The organism is Brevibacillus sp. HB1.2, assembly GCF_013332495.1.
GTDB classification, from domain to species: Bacteria; Bacillota; Bacilli; order Brevibacillales; family Brevibacillaceae; genus Brevibacillus; species Brevibacillus porteri.
The window spans coordinates 86,991-105,485 of record NZ_JABMIU010000014.1 but is presented as its reverse complement, the minus strand read 5'-3'; the positions used below and the strand labels follow the sequence as shown (position 1 = coordinate 105,485).

The 18,495-nt window shown below is 49.7% G+C and carries 18 protein-coding genes; 2 read left to right on the top strand and 16 right to left on the bottom strand.

Annotation, left to right across the window (positions count from 1 at the left end; genetic code table 11):
- The first annotated feature begins 176 nt into the window (after window positions 1-176).
- On the top strand, window positions 177-1,145 hold the full coding sequence (locus HPY28_RS24645; protein ID WP_017251198.1) for an MraY family glycosyltransferase: 969 nt from the start codon (window positions 177-179) through the stop codon (window positions 1,143-1,145).
- 63 nt (window positions 1,146-1,208) lie between these two features.
- On the opposite strand, the gene HPY28_RS24640 is transcribed toward HPY28_RS24645, so the two are convergent.
- The 14 genes from HPY28_RS24640 to HPY28_RS24575 form a co-directional block, all read right to left on the bottom strand.
- Window positions 1,209-2,072, bottom strand: coding sequence for a GNAT family N-acetyltransferase (locus HPY28_RS24640; protein WP_174231616.1), 864 nt, complete (start codon window positions 2,070-2,072; stop codon window positions 1,209-1,211).
- A gap of 25 nt (window positions 2,073-2,097) precedes the next feature.
- Window positions 2,098-2,817: a 3'-5' exonuclease gene (locus HPY28_RS24635; protein ID WP_017251200.1), complete on the bottom strand. Its 720-nt coding sequence runs from the start codon at window positions 2,815-2,817 to the stop codon at window positions 2,098-2,100.
- A gap of 134 nt (window positions 2,818-2,951) precedes the next feature.
- Entirely contained in the window at window positions 2,952-4,367 is a 1,416-nt protein-coding gene (locus HPY28_RS24630; protein WP_173623037.1) for a serine hydrolase, read from the bottom strand.
- Between the two features lie 5 nt (window positions 4,368-4,372).
- A complete protein-coding gene (locus tag HPY28_RS24625) occupies window positions 4,373-5,263 on the bottom strand; it encodes a serine hydrolase (protein ID WP_174231615.1) in 891 nt (296 codons plus the stop codon).
- Window positions 5,264-5,334: 71 nt separating this feature from the next.
- Window positions 5,335-6,978 (bottom strand): peptide ABC transporter substrate-binding protein, encoded by a 1,644-nt coding sequence (locus HPY28_RS24620; RefSeq protein WP_174231614.1) that lies wholly within the window; start codon window positions 6,976-6,978, stop codon window positions 5,335-5,337.
- Between the two features lie 222 nt (window positions 6,979-7,200).
- A complete protein-coding gene (locus HPY28_RS24615) occupies window positions 7,201-7,482 on the bottom strand; it encodes a DUF2325 domain-containing protein (RefSeq protein ID WP_007729617.1) in 282 nt (93 codons plus the stop codon).
- A gap of 36 nt (window positions 7,483-7,518) precedes the next feature.
- Entirely contained in the window at window positions 7,519-7,713 is a 195-nt protein-coding gene (locus HPY28_RS24610) for a YezD family protein (RefSeq protein ID WP_173623034.1), read from the bottom strand.
- Between the two features lie 333 nt (window positions 7,714-8,046).
- Window positions 8,047-9,012, bottom strand: a complete 966-nt coding sequence (locus HPY28_RS24605) for an ABC transporter ATP-binding protein (RefSeq protein ID WP_371813542.1) — start codon at window positions 9,010-9,012, stop codon at window positions 8,047-8,049.
- Window positions 9,002-9,988, bottom strand: coding sequence for an ABC transporter ATP-binding protein (locus HPY28_RS24600; RefSeq protein ID WP_174225495.1), 987 nt, complete (start codon window positions 9,986-9,988; stop codon window positions 9,002-9,004). The genes HPY28_RS24605 and HPY28_RS24600 overlap by 11 nt, the downstream gene beginning before the upstream one ends.
- 103 nt (window positions 9,989-10,091) lie before the next feature.
- A complete protein-coding gene (gene opp4C, locus HPY28_RS24595) occupies window positions 10,092-11,018 on the bottom strand; it encodes an oligopeptide ABC transporter permease (RefSeq protein ID WP_100169705.1) in 927 nt (308 codons plus the stop codon).
- 11 nt (window positions 11,019-11,029) lie between these two features.
- On the bottom strand, window positions 11,030-11,986 hold the full coding sequence (locus tag HPY28_RS24590) for an ABC transporter permease (protein WP_017251207.1): 957 nt from the start codon (window positions 11,984-11,986) through the stop codon (window positions 11,030-11,032).
- 86 nt (window positions 11,987-12,072) lie between these two features.
- A complete protein-coding gene (locus HPY28_RS24585; RefSeq protein ID WP_173623031.1) occupies window positions 12,073-13,821 on the bottom strand; it encodes an ABC transporter substrate-binding protein in 1,749 nt (582 codons plus the stop codon).
- A gap of 165 nt (window positions 13,822-13,986) precedes the next feature.
- On the bottom strand, window positions 13,987-14,934 hold the full coding sequence (locus HPY28_RS24580; RefSeq protein WP_174231612.1) for a phosphotransferase family protein: 948 nt from the start codon (window positions 14,932-14,934) through the stop codon (window positions 13,987-13,989).
- 13 nt (window positions 14,935-14,947) lie between these two features.
- The gene (locus tag HPY28_RS24575) at window positions 14,948-15,604 is read right to left on the bottom strand and encodes a TetR/AcrR family transcriptional regulator (RefSeq protein ID WP_174231611.1); all 657 of its coding nucleotides are present in this window, start codon (window positions 15,602-15,604) and stop codon (window positions 14,948-14,950) included.
- 118 nt (window positions 15,605-15,722) lie between these two features.
- Here HPY28_RS24575 and HPY28_RS24570 point away from each other — a divergent pair, with 118 nt between their 5' ends.
- Window positions 15,723-16,094 carry a hypothetical protein gene (locus tag HPY28_RS24570; RefSeq protein WP_173623028.1) on the top strand — a complete coding sequence of 124 codons (372 nt, stop codon included), beginning with the start codon at window positions 15,723-15,725 and terminating at the stop codon, window positions 16,092-16,094.
- A 510-nt stretch (window positions 16,095-16,604) separates the two neighbouring features.
- Here the strand turns inward: HPY28_RS24570 and HPY28_RS24565 are convergent.
- Window positions 16,605-16,991 carry a VOC family protein gene (locus HPY28_RS24565; protein ID WP_174231610.1) on the bottom strand — a complete coding sequence of 129 codons (387 nt, stop codon included), beginning with the start codon at window positions 16,989-16,991 and terminating at the stop codon, window positions 16,605-16,607.
- 61 nt (window positions 16,992-17,052) lie between these two features.
- A complete protein-coding gene (locus HPY28_RS24560) occupies window positions 17,053-18,435 on the bottom strand; it encodes an aminotransferase-like domain-containing protein (RefSeq protein WP_174231609.1) in 1,383 nt (460 codons plus the stop codon).
- Window positions 18,436-18,495: the final 60 nt, after the last annotated feature.

Here is an 18,495-nt window from a genome sequence, read left to right as displayed (position 1 = left end):
CTCCTACGAAGGATTATAGGGATCGGATCTACTGGAGATAAGTACCAACTTTTTTTGGTACCTCATCTCACGTGATTACAAGAGTCGACAAAATTTGGAATCCTTCCTATAATAGACTTGTCAAACAACACAGTATGCGAGTATCTTTGCAATAGAAAGCTCACTACCTGTAGGAGATGGTTACGATAACGTACGCTCTTTCGTTTTTCCTGTCGTTTTGTATCGTTATGGTGCTGATTCCGCCTCTGGCTAAATTGGCATTTCGCCTTGATTTTGTGGACAAGCCACGTAAAGACGTGGAAAGAAAGATTCACCGGGAGCCTATCCCATTGACAGCAAGCTACGCTATTTTTGTCGGCTTTGCTGCATCGTTTTTGCTCTTCTCGAAAGAATCGACTGGGCAAACGATTGCTGTTCTAACAGGCTCACTACTGCTGCTTATTATCGGTACCATTGATGACTGGTACAAGACGCAAGGCAAGGATTTTTCCGCCTTACCAAAGCTGATCGTCCAAGTATCAGCCGCCGTGATTGTCTACTTGTCGGGTATTACTTTTTCCGGCTTTTACAATCCATTGAGTGGCGAATACATATTGCTCCCGGAATGGTTGCAGTTCATCCTGACCATTCTGTGGATTTTCGGAGTAACGACGGTTATCAATTTTTCGGATGGCATGGATGGCTTGGCTGGAGGGCTTTCTGCGATTTCCGCAGGCACGCTCTTCGTGGTTGCCTTGGTAAAAGGACAAAGCACATCTGCGATCATGGCGATCAGTCTGATCGGTGTTGCCTTGGCTTATCTGCGGTACAACAAGCCGCCGGCCAAAATTTTCATGGGAGATGCAGGCGCGACCTTCCTCGGCTTTATCTTGGCGGTTATCGCGTTGGATGGTGCCTTTAAGCAGGCAACGGTTCTCTCCTTGTTCATTCCGATTTTAGCACTCGGTGTGCCGATTTTTGATAATCTGTTTGTAGTGACCAAACGCTTCCTACAAGGAAAGCCGATCTACCAAGCAGATGCCAGTCAAGTTCATTATCGCCTGCTGCGTTCTGGACTCAATCCAAAACAGGTCGTCACCTTCCTTTGCTTGATCAGTGTTTGCTTTAGTCTGACGTCCATTATCCTGCTCCTGCTCGGAGTATAGGTTATCGGTCACAATGAAAAATGCCGCTTGGGTCTAATCCCTGCGGCATTTTTTATGGGCGGATTACGCGAAGTCTCTCTTCGCTGTCGTGGTCGTCTGAAACGTTTGAAAGCCTGTCCGTTCGTACAATGCAATCGCAGGTTCATTGTGGGTACCTGTGACGAGATGCGGCTTCAAACCCTTTTCCAGCGTCCGATTCACAAAAAAACGGACAAGCTCTTTGCCGTAGCCTTTGCCTTGATGCACGGGATCTACGAACACATCGTAGACCTCGCCATGCCCTGTGATGATCAAGGACCCAACGAATACTCCTTCATGCTCGAACAAATAAATGTCCTCTCTCATCTCACCTAGCAGCCAGTTTTTCCATGCGTTCATCGTTTTCTCAGGATAATCCGCCAGACGGTATGGCTGAAGATCAATGCCTTTGCGCACCTCGTAGTAAGCGTCACTCTGCGATTGGATGTACATCTCCATATCGGATTCGATGAACTTTCGTACGTCGAGTGTCGGTTCCGGCCCGATCTCTCCTGTGTATTTCATCAGATGGTGGCCCCAGATAGAAGCAAAACCTCTCTTGGCAAAAAAATCAGCACCCTGCCCGTGTTCTACGCGGTAGGTAGCCATGACGGCCATCGGCTTCTCCTCGTGCTGTTGCAGTTCCAGCCACAGCTTATCGAACAGCCGAGAGCCGATTCCTCGCTTTCGATGAGCTGGTCGTGTATAGACGTATATTTCTGCTGTTCCGACTTCGCCAGAGGAGCTCAAATCATATGTGCCGCAGCCCATGATTTGATCGTTTTCCTCCCAGATGTAAACCGTAGCCTTTTCCACGATATCGCCAATCTCTTCGGTCCTCCAAAGCATGCCTTCGCCAATCATCGTGACGATTGTCTCTTTGTCATTGGATTGTGCTTGTCGTATCATCTACGCACTCCTCCGTTCTCTCCCGTTAACTCTGCTGGACGGTTGCTGCTTCTGCGGCTTTTTCCAACTTCTTGCGATGTTGCAAGCAAGCCTCGCATCTTCTGCTTTTTCGCCCGAAAGCCGTGTAGTATTTGCTTTTTTTGCAAGATCGGCACGTAATGTACAACGAGCTCGACAAATTGTAGTTCTCTTCTGGCGTGTTTTCTTTCAGGTGCACCGTCTTGTTGTATTTGATGAGCAAATGAGCTGTGTGGATGGCATCGACCAAGGCCGAGTGCAGTCTGCCCTCCTGGATGATTCCTGCCGTGTCGATTGCTTCTTTCAGGCTCATCTGTTTGCGATCAGCCAAAAGCATGCTAATCGGCGGCTGGATGTCATTGTAATTGCGCATCCAGTTGAAGTCCAAACCAAATCGCGCACAATGCTCGATCATCAAACGCTTGTCGTCTTGCCCCCAAGTGCACAGGTAGTATTCAGAATCGTTGCCAATCCACTCCATAAATTCTGCGAATGCCCGGCGAAACGGGATAAAGGTTGGCATATTCTCTTTATCGAGACCGATGAACTTACGCGTCCTCTCTGTGATTCGGCGCTCAATGGCTGGAAAGGTGTAGCGCTGAAATGTGTCGACCTCCACGCCATTTTTTCCGGGCACGACTTTTGCCGCTCCGATCTCAATAATTTCCGGGATCTTGTCTCTCTGATACGTTAGTGTCGTTTCAAGGTCAAAAACAATGATCTGCAAGCCTAATCACATCCTGTATGTATTGTCTCTATTATGGCTTGGATCGGGCATAGAAAGCAAAACAAAGACAAAAGCGGCTGCCTGAGTGGCAACCACTTTTTTAAAAATTCTTTTGTTTCCCCTTGTCACTTGGCTTATTTTGTGGATTCCTTCGTCAACTGACGCAATCCGTAGCTCATCCTAACTATTTGCCCGTCTTCATCCCGGAAAAACTCAATCCAAGGGATGGAATCTCTTTTTTGGAAAACGAAGCTGTCTTTTTGTACGGGTATCAGTGAATACGAGAGACCATCCACTTCCAAGAATAGCTTGCCTTCGCTTTTGGCTATCGATACGCTTACCCATTCCTGCGAAGAGTAGCGACCTTCGTACAGTGACAATTGCTCATCAGCGACCTCGTATGGATCATAGGCATAGACCGGAGCGCCAGCCGGCCTTGCAAAATAACTGTTCAAAAAGCCGAGAACCAACTCTCGGACGCTCACTCCATCGAGATTGACCAGAATCACGCCCGTAATCCCTTGATCCGGAACCGAGAAAATGTGCGAGCTGATTCCCTTCAGCGATCCGCCATGCTCTACCAGCAAGCCATCTGGAAAGGCAGGCGAGACCATCAGTCCATAGCCGTATGAGCGGTGCCCGTCCACACGAGCAAAGGGAGTGAGCATCTGCCGGACGCTATCGGCAGACAGAATCGGTGTCGGTTTTCCCGCTCCTCCCTGACGAAAGACTTCCAAATAGGCGAGCAGATCGTTCACCGTGGATTTGAGGAACCCTGCCGCTCGCATTGCTGGGGCATCGTGCCAGATGGGTGCTGCAATGATTTGGTTTTCGTCATCGATTTTTTTGTTGGTATACAAAATCGTGACGTCGTCCTTGTCAGCCAATTCATCCACGGAGAAAACGGTTCTGTTCATACCCAATGGCTGCAAAATATGCGTCGCAACGTAGTTTTCATACGTCTGGTTGCTAACCCGTTCAATGATCGCCCCCAAAAGCCCATACGCATCGTTGTTGTAGCTAAAGGCACCTCCTGGCTCTGAGAGCGGCTTCGCTTCGAACCCAGCAATGGCTTTCGTGACTTCTTCGTACGTATCCAAGTAAGGCACGGTCTTCAGTTCTTCCTCTGCTTTGGTTCCAATGACAGCAGGATCATTCTCCATGCTCCGCCTCATTGCGCCGTCTAAGTAAGGCATGGGCGCTATTCCAGGCGTATGTGTCATGAAGTGATGAATCGTCATTCGTGCTGTCAGCTCGTGGTCGCCCGCCCGAAACTCAGGCAAATATTTTACGACCGGATCGTGGACAGACAGCTTGCCTCCCTCCTGCAACTGCATGATCGCAACGCAGGTAAACGATTTAGTGATGGATGCGATGCCAAAAACGGTGTCGAGGGAAAGTGGCAGTTGCTGTTCTCTGTCACGAAAACCGAATGTCCCTTCGTACAAAAGCTCACCATCACGTGCAACAGCAATAGCTGCGCCCGGAGCCTTTGCCTCGTCCAGCAGCTGCTGTGCATACGTGTGGAACTGTTCTTTCCATGCCGTCATTTTCATCAACTCCCCATCGTTTGCTCATAAATCGCTTTTGCAACACGAGCGATAGTAAGCTCTGCCGCTTCTTTGTCAGTCACACCGCGTGATAGTGCCGTGATCGCAATCATCCCTTTTCCTTCGGGCAAATAGATGATGCCTGCATCATTGACGACTGCATTGACGGTTCCTGTCTTATGCGCGACCTTTGTTCCTTCTGGCAGCAAGTACGGCAGACGGCTGTTGTAATGCTGACGTCGCATGATGTCTAGCATCTGCTCGCAGGAGGCCTCCGTGAGAATTTCTTTTCGCGCAATCATGATAAGCAGGCGGTTTAGCTCCGCTGGTGTCGCTACGTTATTATCAAGGGTAGGCAGGGATACATCGTGGATTAATTCGTAATTGCCTGACTCTTCCCGGCGCATGAACTCATCGAACCCTGCCTGCGAAGGTGTAGGTTCGTTCATACCCACGCAGTGGTTGAGGAGCTCCCAGCAATTATGCGTCAAATGAATCTGCGAAAGACCCAGCTCATGCATGTGCTCATTCACCTTGTCGATCCCGCCGATCAACTCGATGATTTGGTCCGTCGCATAGTTATCACTGACAATCGTCATCAGTGTCGCTAAGTCTTTTACCGTTAAGGCCGCTCCGGCATCCAGCTCTTGCAAAATGCCTGACCCCGGTACGCGGTCCTCCCATTTCAGTGTCACACGCTGGTCGAGGCGGATTCGTCCTGCTTCCACCTCGCGCATCAAGGTGACCATGATCGGAATTTTGAATGCACTCGCCAGTTGAAACAACTCTTCATCCAGATGCCCTGCTGACTCTCCTGTTTCCAGATGAACAGCTGCGATTCCAAAAATACCGGGCGCTTCCTTCAGCACGTTTTCTACTGCTTGCTGCCATGTCATGAAAATTCCTCCCCCATCGCTCGCGAAGCGGCCCACACATGGATTTTTATGTCGGCCACTTCTTTTCAGCGCTATTGTTCTTTGTATCCCCACTTGAAGTCGATGTAGCCCAACGGATCTACTGTGATGCCTTTTACCTTTTCATTTTGTACCCATGAATTGACGCTGGAGTACACACCCGTGACCGGCATTTCTTCCATCAAGATGCTCTCCGCTTCGACCAGATACTGATTGCGCTTGGCCTCATCTGGTTCGGCGTACGCCTTTTTCACCAGCTCTACGTATTTCTCGCTAAACCAGAAGGTCGAGTTATTGGAGCTGTACTTCTCCATCATCAGCTCCAGGAAGTTGACGGAGTCGTTGTAATCTCCCGTCCAGCCTGTTCGGGAAATCATGTACTTCCCTTGCTCCTGATCGTCAAACATGACCTTCAACTCTTTATTGATCAGCTTTACGTCCACACCAAGGGCTTGTTTCCATTGAGCCTGCAATGCTTCAGCAATCTTCTTGTTGAGGTCGGAGGTATTGTACAGATAGGTGATTTCGGGCAGCTTGGCGATGCCCATCTCCTTCATTCCTTCTGCCAATAACTGTTTCGCCGTCTCCACGTCGTTATCCTTGAAATACCCATCCGGCTTCAAGGAGGCGGAAAGTGGGACAAAGCCCATCAAGGGAGTCTGTCCGGCCTGGCCGATGTTTTCTGCGATGTCACTACGGTTAATCGCATAGGCAAACGCTTTGCGGATTTTGCGATTCGTAAATGGCGGCTTCTCTGTCTGGAACAGGAGATAGTAGTTGGTGGCACGTTGCATGGTTTGCAGCTTGCCTTCGTCGCGCAACGGACCAATGGCATCCGCAGGCAGACCACTAATCGGGCCGCCAGCCCAATCCAGCTCGCCGCTATTGAACAGCTCCAGCTCGGTATTCGTATCCTCTATCATGGAAAACTCGACTTCGTTGAACTTCACGACATCTTTGTCCCAATAGTGCTCGTTTTTGGCCAGCTCAATCTTGTTTTTATGCTCCCAATTCACCAGTTTGAACGGCCCATTGGTCACGATGGACTCGGGCTTTTTCGCCCAATTCGGATTGGCTTCTACCACTTTTTGATTGACCGGATAGTAGAAGGTCGCAAGTGTCAGGAAGTAAGGAGTAGGATTTTCCAAGGTGACTTGCAGTTTCTTGTCATCGACGACCTTGATGCCGACATCCTCCGCTTTCGCCTTTCCTTCGTAAAAGGCGCGGGCATTTTTGATCGGATAATACTTGTAGGCGGAGCCGCTGGCTGTCTTCGGATTGAGCACGCGCATCCAGCCGAAGGCGAAGTCTTGAGCCGTAACCGAGTCGCCATTGCTCCACTTGCTGTCGCGCAAAGTAAAAGTGTACACCTTTTTGTCCTCAGATACTTGAATGTCGGATGCAACGGAATGGACTGGCTTGCCATCCTTGTCCAAACGAACGAGCCCGTCGTACAGCGAACGGATGAAGGCACCGGAAATGACATCGTTGGACATGCCTGAATCAAGTGTCTCTGGCTCTGCTGCATTCATGTGCAAGATCTGCTCTGCCGCAGGCTGCGCAGTTGCCTGCTGTGCTGACGCTGGTTGCTGCTGGTTGTCTGGTGCGGTTTGAGTCGGCGTATTGCCACTGCTACAGCCTGCAAATAACCCCGTAAGCAAAACGAAGAGACTTGTTAGGACAACTGGTCTGTTCATGCTGTACCCCCTTGTTTGAGTCGGATAACCGATTATTGAATAAATATTCTGCAAATTTTATGCCATTCGTGTTTTCGGTTGTTCTTTTGTTGGTTTTATTCAGTGCTGAATACTTTTACCCGAGTCGGTCCGACAAGTTTCTACCAGTAGTCTCTGACACGCAAAAAAGAAGTATTCATCCTTGAATACTTCTATTCATTCGCGCATATGGGGCTGTCCTCTCTAGCTTATCGCTGGTTCATACATGGCTACCGCATCACATGACCTTCGACAAAAAACGATCGGGACGTGCTTTTGCTTCGCCAGCTTCTTTATATTTTTACTCAAACTGTGACTCACGAAGTTAATAAAGACAAGAACAAGCTCCGTATCAGAAGGAATCGTCGCCTTCACATCGGATTTTTTGCGACCTGATACGTGATAGACATTCTGGAACCCTTTGTTCTGTAACAAGCTCTCGATTTCTGCTACCCGATCTCCTCCTACCACAAGAACGCCTGCCATAGTCCTTCCTCCTCTCTTTTTTCCACGCTTATTCTTCTATTTTCCGGTGCGCGCTTGCGAAATCTTTGCCTCAGGCTTTTCCGCCGGGAGTCTGTATTTTTCCGTTCGCTCAATCTGAACGACCTGTGAATCGTGAACCACAATATGTATGGAACCGTATTCCAAACCATCCAGTGCGCGCGCGATTTTCTCTAATAAGGGAACGTCTAGGGAAATCTCATCTTTTGCCATGGGGACCACCCTCCTGTTTCGATAAATCAATGTATATTATTCCTACCTATTTACTTTGTTTTGTGATCTGATAATACCTCTTGCTGCCCATAACTGTCAATGTCAAACCGTTTGGGCAGCAAGAGGCTTTTCTCACCTCATTTTCCTTCGATTGCCGAAAGCTCCCTGCGAAACTAGACAGCTTGGTTGTCTTTGTCCTCGCGGGAGCTTTCGGTCGACCGATCAGCTAATCATTTAAAAACCGATACGTTTACTATGATATGAAAATATTACCATACGATTCTGCTATCGGTCAATGCCCCGTGCAGTTCTTCGTTCCCCCATTGATTCCCTTTACACCAAATGACAGGCGACAAATCTGTCGGTGCTAACCTCCCGAAAAGCAGGCACTTCCTGTCGGCAAATGTCTTTCACGTACGGGCAGCGCGTATGGAATTTGCACCCTGCTGGAGGATTTGCCGGACTTGGCATGTCTCCCTGCAGGACGATGCGTTCGCGCTTTTTCTTTGGGATCGGGAGCGGCACAGAGGAGAGCAATGCTTTGGTGTACGGATGGAGCGGTTCCAAAAATAACTCATCCCGAGGTGCCAGCTCCAGCAATGACCCCAAATACATGACGCCGATCCTCGTGCACAGATGCTCCACGACACTCAAATCATGTGAAATAAATAAGTACGTCAGCTTCCTCTGCTCCTGCAACTCTGCAAACAAATTGATGATTTGGGCTTGGATCGACACATCCAGAGCAGATACTGGCTCATCCGCGACGATAAAATCAGGGTTCATCATAATCGCCCGTGCGATGCCAATCCGTTGACGCTGACCGCCCGAGAACTCATGCGGATACCGATCGACATGATACGGCGCCAATCCACATAAAGCCATGACCTCTAAAACTCTTTCTCTGACCTCCGCTTGTGGGAGCAGCCCGTGATCAAGCAGCGCTTCCCCCAGTGCTTCTCCGATTCGAACGCGTGGATTCAGCGAGCTGTACGGGTCTTGAAAAATATATTGCATCCGTGGGCGCAATGCTCGGAGCTCTTGGCGATTCAACGCGTGCACATCGATACCCTGGAAGCGGACTTCTCCCTCTGTCTTTTCCAAAAGGCGCAGGATGGTGCGACCTGTCGTGCTTTTCCCGCTGCCGGATTCACCGACCAGCCCAAACGTCTCCCCTTTTTGGATGGAAAAGCTGACGTCATCCACCGCTTTTACATGGCCGATCGTCCTGCCGAAAAGCCCTCCGGTAATCGGGTAATATTTTTTCATTCGGCGCACTTCCAGTAAATTACTGTCCACGGACGATCTCCTCCTCATACAGCCAGCACGCGACCTTTCTACCGTCTCCCCCATCACGCAAAGGCGGCTGCTTCACCCGGCAAATGTCCAAGCACTGATCGCATCGGTCATGAAAATAGCACGATTCACCGAGTGTCGTCGGATTCGGTACTTGACCAGGGATGGAATACAACTTGGCTCTGCGCTGATTCAGTACAGGCTTGGAACGAAGCAAGCCTTGTGTATACGGGTGCTTCGGCTCCTCGAACAGCTCGACGACAGGAGACACCTCTACCACTTTCCCTGCGTACATCACGACCACATGATCGGCCATCTCCGCAACGACCCCCAGATCATGCGTGATAAAAAGAATCGCAGTTTGGGCTTCGTCCTTGATTTTGCGAAGCAGATCGAGAATTTGCGCCTGAATAGTCACATCCAAAGCAGTCGTCGGCTCATCAGCGATCAGCAGGCGAGGATTGCAGGATATTGCGATGGCAATCATAATGCGTTGCAGCATGCCCCCGCTCAATTCATGGGGGTACGATTTGGCGATTTCTTTTGCCCGCGGGATTCCGACTAGCTCGATCAGCTCGATGGCTCGCGCTTGGGCTGCTTTTTTACTTAGTCCCTGATGTTCCATGATCGGCTCCATGATCTGCTCACCGATGGTCAGTACGGGATTGAGTGACGACATCGGCTCCTGAAAAATCATGGCCAGCTCGTTACCGCGGAGCTTTCGCATCTCTTCTTTGCTGACTTTTCGCAGATCACGGCCTGCAAACCATATCTCACCCGAAACGATACTGCCTACCGCCTCTGGGATTAGTCTCATCAATGACATGGCTGCCGCGCTTTTGCCGCAGCCCGACTCGCCTACGATGCATACGGTCTCTCCTTCATGGACGCGCAGCTCGAGGGCATCGACTGCTTTGACCACGCCTTGTTCGGACTTGAAGTAGGTGCTTAAATTTTGGATTTCGACTAAAGCATTCATGCTTGGCTCACCTGCCTTTTCGTGTATAGAAGGAGCTGTAGAGGGGGAGAAGTATTCTCTTGAAAGTAAGTTCAAGAAGATAAAAACAATTCAAAAGCACCCCTCAACGCTTCTGCTTTGGGTCCAAAGCATCTCGTAATCCATCCCCTAACAAATTAATCGAGATAACGGTAGCGAAAATAGCAATACCCGGAGGAACCCACAGCCACGGTCTTTTCTGAAAATCGATCAAGGTATTCGCCGCATCCATCATGTTGCCCCATGTGGGTGTTGGTGGGACGACACCGAGGCCGAAGTACGATAATACGGATTCGCTCAGGATCGCACCGCCGACATTCAAGGTGGCAACTACAATCAAGAGTGGTGTCAGATTGGGCAGCAAATGGAAGAATAGCTTGCGTCTGTCGCGCAGACCGAGTACTTCTGCTGCTTGCATGAATTCACTTTCACGCAAGGTGAGCATCTGGCTGCGGACCATTCGCGCCAAGCCAGGCCAGCCGATCAGGCTCAGCATGACCATGACGATGTAAATGCGGTAGTCGGTCGGGATTTTCCACTCGGAGAGGACTGCGCCCATAATAAACAAGAGCGGCAGACCAGGAATGGTCATGAGCACGTCTGCTACGCGCATGATCACTTGATCAACCCACCCGCGGTAAAAGCCAGCCAGTGCCCCAAGAAGAGCGCCAATAGAAACGGAGAGCGCCATAGAAGCGATGCCGACTGTCAATGAGATTCGGCCCGCCTGCATCAACCGCGTCAAAATGTCTCTGCCCAAGCTGTCCGTCCCGAGCCAATGGGAGAAGCTTGGCGGCTTGTTGATCATGGCCGTATTAATCTTGCCGGATGCGTACGGAGAAAAAAACGGACCGATGAAACATACCACCGCCATGACGAGTAAAAACACAAGTCCAACCATGGCCAGTCGCTTCTTTTTCAGTCGCAAAAACGCCTCGTGCCACAAGGAGGAACGCAACGCTACCTGCTCCGGTCTCGTCACCTCGGCTACTTCACTTACCGTTGATGCCATCGTTTTCCCTCCTATTTCAACCGAACCCGCGGGTCAGCCACTCTGTACAGCAAATCAGCAGATAAGTTTCCGATGACGGTAAGAATCGCCAGGAACATCGTAAAGCCCATCAAGAGCGGGTAGTCCCGTACAGAAAACGCCTGCATGTACAACTGTCCAACACCGGGCCAGTTAAAGATTTTTTCCGTGATAATCGCCCCACCGAACAATGCTGGAAGTTCAAAGCCTAGTAGTGTAATGGCGGGCAGGAGTGCATTGCGCAGCGCGTGCTTGTGCAGGACGACTTTTTCCTTCAGTCCTTTTGCCCGGGCCGTGCGCACGAAGTCTTGTTGAATGACCTCCAGCATGTTCGTGCGGAAATAACGAGTCAGCGTCCCCACGCTCAGCAAAGTCAGCACCGTCACAGGCAAAAACATATGCTGGACCACGTCCCACGCATAGGCGAACCCCGTTTCCTTGCTGCCAATCGTCATCATGCCTCCTGCGGGAAACAGCTTGGCATCGACAGCAAACAACTTGATAAACAGCAGCCCGACGAAAAAAACAGGCAATGACATCGCTGCAAAAACGCCGATCGTCACGATTGCATCGAACCAGGAATGCTGCCTGGCAGCAGACAGAACTCCGATAGAGATCGCGATCAGCCACGTAAAAAAGGTGGAGGTAATCGCGAGCAAAAACGAATTCCAGATGTAATCGTTCAACAGCGACATCACTGGCTGCTGGTATTGCAGAGAATAACCAAAATCGCCTTGGAAGGCGTTTTTCATCCAGATGAAATACCGTTCGACGACAGGTTTATCCAGACCGTACATCGCTTTTAGCTCCAGCTTTCGTTCCGCTGTCAGCTTGGGACTCGTATCGACGAAATCACCGGGCGTCAGGGCATACAGGAAAAAAATCAAAATGGATGCGCCGAAGAGCGTCAACGCCATGTAAAAGACCCTTTTCAAGAAGTAGGACGTCATCGTTTGCCTCCTTTCATGCTTGAGGAAAAAAGAAAGCCCAGCCCCAGGGCCGGGCACAACATTCGTGAGTCAGTTACTCGAACTTGTTACTCAAACTTGATACCAGGCAGGCTGGTCGAAATACCTGTGAACGGATTCGGCTCCAAGCCTTTGATCTTGCCGTTGTGCGCAGACAAAATTTTACGGTAGCCGAGGAAGATGTACGGCGGGTCATCGCTCAGCTCTTTGTACAGGTCTTTGTAGATCGCTTTGCGCTTCTCGATGTCCAGCGTAGATAGACCTGCTTCCAGCAATTCGTCTACTTTGGCATTGGAGTAGCCATTCGTTCCGGTAAATCCGCTCTTGCCCTTTTTCGTCGAGAAGGCGTCTACACCGTCATCTGGATCAATCAGCATCGTGGTCGAGAACGAAGCGAGGTCGTGATCTCCTTTTTCCGTCCGTGCCAAAACGGCGTTGTAGTCCATCATTTCCGCTTCAAACTGGATGCCCAGCTCTTTGTAGTTTTCTTTGGCAATCGGGATCAGTACCTCTCCCAACTTTCCTTTTGTCGTGTAGTAATGCACGACCAGCTTTTGTCCGTCTTTTTCACGGATACCGTCCGCGCCCGGCTTCCAGCCCGCTTCGTCCAGGAGCTGCTTCGCCTTTTCCGGATTGTAGGCGTATGGATTGACATCATCCGTATAGGCCCACGAAACAGGGCTGATTGGTACATTGGCGACTTGCGCGTATCCTTGGTAAGTCAGGTCTAAAATCTTTTGGCGATCCAGTCCGTAGATGAAGGCTTGGCGGACGCGCTTGTCTTTGAAAAATGGCTTGGAATGATTGAACTTGATGTACGAATAGGCACTGGATGTGTACAGATTGATATTCACGTATCCTAGCTCTTGCAACTGCTCAATGTTATCCGAGTTGACGGTAAAGGAGTTGTAGTCCATCTCCCCTGTCTGGATAAACTGTAGAGCGTCGCCCTCGGTCGTCTTGTAGATAAAGTGCTCGACTTGCGGCTTGCCCGCGAAATAGTGCTCGTTTGCGAGATAGCGGACTTCTTGACCAGGAATGTACGCCTCAAATTTGTAAGGTCCAGCTCCCAATGGCTTGCCGTGCAAGGTGCGGAGATACTCCAGATTGCCTGGTTTGTACTCCTTGCCGTAGTACGCTTTGGAGAGCACCTGCCCGCCTAACAGGACGAGAGATTTGGCGTTCACTTTCTCCGTCGTGATCTGGATCGTCTGTGGATCAATCACCTTGATCCCTTCGATCGTGTTCGCTTTGCCTTCCTTGTATTCACGGCCACCCTTGATACTTGCTACGAAAATGTCCGTTTCGCCATCGTACGTTTTGTCGTGCAAAATCGTCAGTGTAAAGGCCACATCCTCTGCCGTCAGCGGTGAACCATCGCTGAATTTCAGATTCGGTCTCAGGTGGAACGTATACGTGAGCTGGTCAGGAGATACGTCCCATTTTTCCGCGAGCTTGGGGACTGGCTTTCCTGTCGCATCGACATCCACCAGGGATTCGAAGATCGCTGAGGAGACATTGCCATCGTAGCCGTTGTGGTAAAAGAACGGGTTAAATACACCACCCGGCTCTGTCAGTCCCGCAATGAATGTATCGGTCCTTTTGGCTGCTGCTTCCGGCAGCTTGGATAAATCCGTAGCCAAATTGATGCCGTCTTTTATGTCTTGCACCTTGCTGGCAGCAGGTGCTGATGCTTCTGTCGACGGAGTCGCCGTTTGTGTCGAGGTAGCCGGCGTACTGCCTTCGGAGCTGCACCCTGTGACCAACAGAGTCCCTAATAGCAAGCTTGAAATGATTTGCGAAAACCTTTTTTTCATGTTGATCCTCCTTCATATCCACTCACTCAGTGAAACCAGCTCCTCCGGTGGTCCGGTCGGATCAAAAAACGATAACTTATAATTCTTACCCGTTTACTATGAATTAGATTATAGGTATCGATACCGGATCGGTCAACAGTTTTTTCCAAACAAAAAAAGCCCCGATTATTCGAGGCTCTCATTAGTCGTATGCCTTTTATACGGAATGCCTAGTTTTTCACACGCCTGCATCACGAATAGAGAATGTCGCTCACGCATGGTGTCCTCTATCCTTTTTTCCAATCCCCAATCAGATAGGTTCGAAGCTGGCCGCAGTGCCGCACACAAATCCCAGTACGGAAGCTGGGTATAATCGAGTGTCTTGCTGGCAGAAGATTGATAATGAAGCGTAAACTCATGCATGGCCTCCACTCCAAATGCCCACAAAATCTCTAGTCTGGCATTGCCGAGATCAGATAAGGGGTCGCCGATCGCAGCGTCCTCCCAGTCGATAACAGCAGCGAGTTTTTCTTCCTTCCACATCGTATTTCCCGGCCAGAAATCTCCATGCAACAGAGATGCTGCATTCGACTGCGGCAGCGGCCAAACAGACTCCAGCACTTCGCGATTGAGTCCCTCATCCAATGATTTGTCCAGGCTCGCGGGTCTTTTGTGGAGCTTCTCCGTTATCGCTTCTTCTTGTTTCGGCAAAGAAGTGCCCACCAGTCTAGTAGCGTCTACCGAATGGATGCGAGTTAGCACCTCAGCTGCTTGTTGTAGAAAGCTGGACAAGTCGGCTGGTGCGTTGACTGTCTCTCCTTCTATGAATTCGATGACAAGACACGGTGTCGGAAACATATCGCTGGCTGCTTCGAGATGATAAGGCGTTGGAGTCGGCAAATCAGCTGACTTCAGTATTTGCAACAGCCTGAATTCATCTGATGCGATCTGTGGATTTCGCTTGAGGTCAGCCTGACCATGCTCGCGGACGACTACTTTTTTCTTCGTACCGTCAGGGCTCTCCATTTCTAGCGCGGTGACCTGTGCAGAAATCCCGCCTTTTAGTTCCCATGCACGAAGGAGCTTGGCTGACGGGTTCATGTTATGTACCAGGCGTGTCCATTTCTCATCCATATATTTTTCCCCTTTATGCTCCACTGTCTGATTGTCTATACAGTCCTACCTTCATCATTTCCATATACGATTCTAATTCCGCAAAAAAGGATTGGACATGTGCGAAGCCTTTATCGCTGGCATCGTAGTTTTCGCGGACGTACTTTTGCGTCAATGCCTCTACAGTCGACAGCAAAAAATGCAGCGCCTTCTGTGGATCGAACTGCGCTTTGATCAATGACGTATCGACTTGATCCAGAAACAAGGGAATATATCGCGCATTGAACTGTATTTCTCTGTCTTCGATCTCAGCCCGGCATTCCTCGGGATAATCGAAAAAGGTCGCCACTGCCATTTGATAAATAACTGGTGCCTCAGCAAAGAGCGCCATTTTTGCTTGATTGACATGAAGAAATCGTGCAAAAAAGTCTTGCGGCGCCGCTTCCATTCGCGCCTGTATACAGGCAAAAAAACGTTCGATACAAGCATCGACGATCGCGAGAAACAGTCCCTTTTTATTCCCGAAAAAGTGGAACAGCATCCCCTTTGATACGCCTGCGTTCTGAACGATTTGATTGGTCGAGCCTCGTTCATAGCCTTTCGCGGAAAATTCAACAAGAGCCGCTTCCAACAGTTTTCGCTTGTTCGGCTCCAGTGTTTCGTCCTGCCAAATTCCTTTTATGTCCGTCACCTGCTCTCCGTTCTTCTTTTTCCTAATCATAACGCATATTGACCAGGTGGTCAAAGCGGGGTTATACTTTCCTCGAAGACTTCATCAGCCCTATTTCACTACAAGGAAGTGATGCCTGATGGCACGGACATTGCCCGTATTCGCCCGTATCATCCTTGGATTGATTTTGCTTGGAGCAGGTGTGAATGGTTACATTGTCTTGTTTGGATTCGAGCCTATCTTTCCAACCAGTCCTGCTGCCATGGAGCTTTTGCAAGGATATTTGCTGGTTCTGGTCAAAACCGTCGAAATCATCTGTGGATTGCTATTCCTAACCAACCGCTTCGTCCCACTGGCTCTAACCGCCACTGCGCCTCTTGCTGTCAACATCTTGACGTTCCACCTGTTTGTCGATCCCGACATGCTCGCTATGGGACTGATTGTCGCGATTTTGGAAGCGTATTTGCTGTGGAGCTATCGGCGGAGTTTTCGTCAGTTGATGACGATGTAGACAAAAAGACTATATTCCATCGGTTGTGGTTGGGGGAAGCCCTGCCACATGTTTTCCAGTCGCCTGTATCCTCTCTTCGTTCGGGCGGTCTCCTTCCAAACATGTGACAGGACTTTCGTACAGCTGTGGATTTTTTCGTGCGTTTAAACGTTTTGCAAGTTAACACAGGAAAAGCTTCTGAACGACTAATTCATTTGGCCCGAAACACCTTAGAACCACATTCAAATTAATGAACAGCTACGTAGGAAGAAGCGAATTTCCAGTCCAAGCGCCTCTGGAGCCCTTCTCAGCGTAGGAAAAAATGGCGGGGAATTTCAGCTTCACTTATGAATGACCTCCTCGAAACTTCTACGTTTGAAGCGCTCCCGCCATTTATTCATAAGCGGACAGTGATACCCCTTGCGGGGCGTAGGCCGAAGCGTAGACTGGAAATTCGCTTCTTCCCTCCACTACAGCTACTTCATAAAAACGAAAAAGCCGGTACCAAGAGGTATACCAGCTTTTTAACTATCATCTTTTCGTTAAATGAATCTGCCACGATATTCCGTAACGATCTTGGACCCATCCGAACTTTTCACTGAACGGATATTGTCCAAGCGGCATAAGGACTTGTCCATCCGAGGAAAGCTGTCCAAAAACACGGTCAACCTCTTCCTCTGTATCGCAGTCCACAAATAACGAAATCGCCGGGGTAAAAGCATGATAATCACCGTTCGTATTGTCAATACACATGAAAGTCTGGCCTTTTAGCGTGAAGGTAGCGTGCAGGACTTGTCCATTCTCGTGATGCATAACCTGCTTGATTTCTGAGCGATCAAAAATAGACGTGTAAAACTTCATCGCTTCTTCCGCTTGTCCATGGAACATGAGAAACGTAGTGATAGCTTGCACTGACAATCACTCCTTTTCGTGATAATATACGTCTCCATTCTGCCCATTCCTCAAATATGCATAACCACTAGATCCAATCGATGATCCGCCACTGACCTTCTTTTCTTTGCTTTTGCAAGAGTGTAGTAGCCGTCTCTGCTAACAGGGCGATCCCTCTCTCTATCTTATCAGCATCTGTTTGGATAATACTAATTCGTAACCCGTTTTCACGCGGGAAGGTAGGCAAATAGCTCTGGTTCGTGGACATGACCCGCACGTTTTGCTGGTGTAACGCGGCAATGATATCCTGAGCGTCTAGCTCATCGGGAAGCAGCACTCTCGAAAAAATCCCGCCTGTTCCGATTTGTGTGTGAAGCTGTGGGGGAAGATAGCGCCGGCAGCACTCGGCCAATGTTTCCATCCGCAGGCGATAACGTTCCCGGACAAGAGCAGCATGATGGTCGTACATCCCGCAATTCAAATACAGCTCCAAAGCCGCCTGAGACAAGACGGCCGTACTGGAATCACACGATGCTTTAAACAACCGGAACGTTTCCATTACGGAAGGGGGCAGGACGACTGTCGCCAATCGAAGTCCGGGCAGCATGATCTTAGAAAAGCTTTTGACGTACAGGACACGCCCTGATTGATCGTAGCTGTAGATCGGGTCTGTCTTTAGATTGGTTTCCATGTCCGCCAGATAGTCATCCTCGACGATGTATACATCGTAGCGCTGAGCCAGCTTGGCGATTTGTTTCTTTTGTTCCGTTGAATAGCTTGTCCCCAACGGATTGTGAAACCGGGGAACCGTGTAGAAAAACTTGATTTGATTGTTGCGGAAATGCCGCTCCAGCTCATCCATGTCGATGCCTGCCGCGGTCCGCTGGATGCCCAGAACGGTAACTCCCAGCAGCTCGAGTGAACGCAGCATGCCGTGAAAGGTAGGCTGTTCGACTAGCACTGCATTCTTTCCATTTGGAAACGGCATGGAGGCGAGCAGATGCAGCGCTTGCTGAGCTCCCGAAACGACGCAAATTTGCGAAGGGGATGCAAACACTTGTGATTGGGCGAGATGGCTCTCCAATGCCCGACGCAAGGAGAAAAAGCCCTGGGGCTCCGAATAGGAAAACAACTGATCTTCATATAATTCAATCGCACGGTTTAAACAATGCTGGAAATCTTTGAATGGCATAACTTCTGAGTCAGGGCTGGCTGCCGTAAAGTCAATTCGCTCCTCTGGAAAACGCGTACTTTGAAGAGGGCGAAGGACCGCGTAATAGCCACTTTTGGGAATGGAATAAATCAAGTGCTCCTTCTCCAGCTCTTGATACGCCCGTATCGCCGTATTCAAACTGCACGACCAACGCTCGGATGCAGTACGAATCGACGGCAGCTTCTCCCCTGGCCTGATTGTATGGGTACGAAGCTGTTCTTTGATGCTGTCTTTCACGACTTCGTATTTATTCTTCATCCCGTTCACTCCCCCGTTATCTGTGTGGGTACAGATTTACTTTTCTCTCCTTTATGCGCC

What these genes read in the sequence shown, in the direction of transcription:
- HPY28_RS24610 (WP_173623034.1), bottom strand. Translation starts at nt 7,713, where the DNA reads ATGGCAAAAGATGAGATTTCCCTAGACGTTCCCTTATTAGAGAAAATC.
- HPY28_RS24620 (WP_174231614.1), bottom strand. Translation starts at nt 6,978, where the DNA reads ATGAACAGACCAGTTGTCCTAACAAGTCTCTTCGTTTTGCTTACGGGG.
- HPY28_RS24585 (WP_173623031.1), bottom strand. Translation starts at nt 13,821, where the DNA reads ATGAAAAAAAGGTTTTCGCAAATCATTTCAAGCTTGCTATTAGGGACT.
- HPY28_RS24600 (WP_174225495.1), bottom strand. Translation starts at nt 9,988, where the DNA reads ATGAATGCTTTAGTCGAAATCCAAAATTTAAGCACCTACTTCAAGTCC.
- HPY28_RS24640 (WP_174231616.1), bottom strand. Translation starts at nt 2,072, where the DNA reads ATGATACGACAAGCACAATCCAATGACAAAGAGACAATCGTCACGATG.
- HPY28_RS24645 (WP_017251198.1), top strand. Translation starts at nt 177, where the DNA reads ATGGTTACGATAACGTACGCTCTTTCGTTTTTCCTGTCGTTTTGTATC.
- HPY28_RS24630 (WP_173623037.1), bottom strand. Translation starts at nt 4,367, where the DNA reads ATGACGGCATGGAAAGAACAGTTCCACACGTATGCACAGCAGCTGCTG.
- HPY28_RS24615 (WP_007729617.1), bottom strand. Translation starts at nt 7,482, where the DNA reads ATGGCAGGCGTTCTTGTGGTAGGAGGAGATCGGGTAGCAGAAATCGAG.
- HPY28_RS24590 (WP_017251207.1), bottom strand. Translation starts at nt 11,986, where the DNA reads ATGACGTCCTACTTCTTGAAAAGGGTCTTTTACATGGCGTTGACGCTC.
- opp4C (WP_100169705.1), bottom strand. Translation starts at nt 11,018, where the DNA reads ATGGCATCAACGGTAAGTGAAGTAGCCGAGGTGACGAGACCGGAGCAG.
- HPY28_RS24560 (WP_174231609.1), bottom strand. Translation starts at nt 18,435, where the DNA reads ATGAAGAATAAATACGAAGTCGTGAAAGACAGCATCAAAGAACAGCTT.
- HPY28_RS24580 (WP_174231612.1), bottom strand. Translation starts at nt 14,934, where the DNA reads ATGGATGAGAAATGGACACGCCTGGTACATAACATGAACCCGTCAGCC.
- HPY28_RS24570 (WP_173623028.1), top strand. Translation starts at nt 15,723, where the DNA reads ATGGCACGGACATTGCCCGTATTCGCCCGTATCATCCTTGGATTGATT.
- HPY28_RS24625 (WP_174231615.1), bottom strand. Translation starts at nt 5,263, where the DNA reads ATGACATGGCAGCAAGCAGTAGAAAACGTGCTGAAGGAAGCGCCCGGT.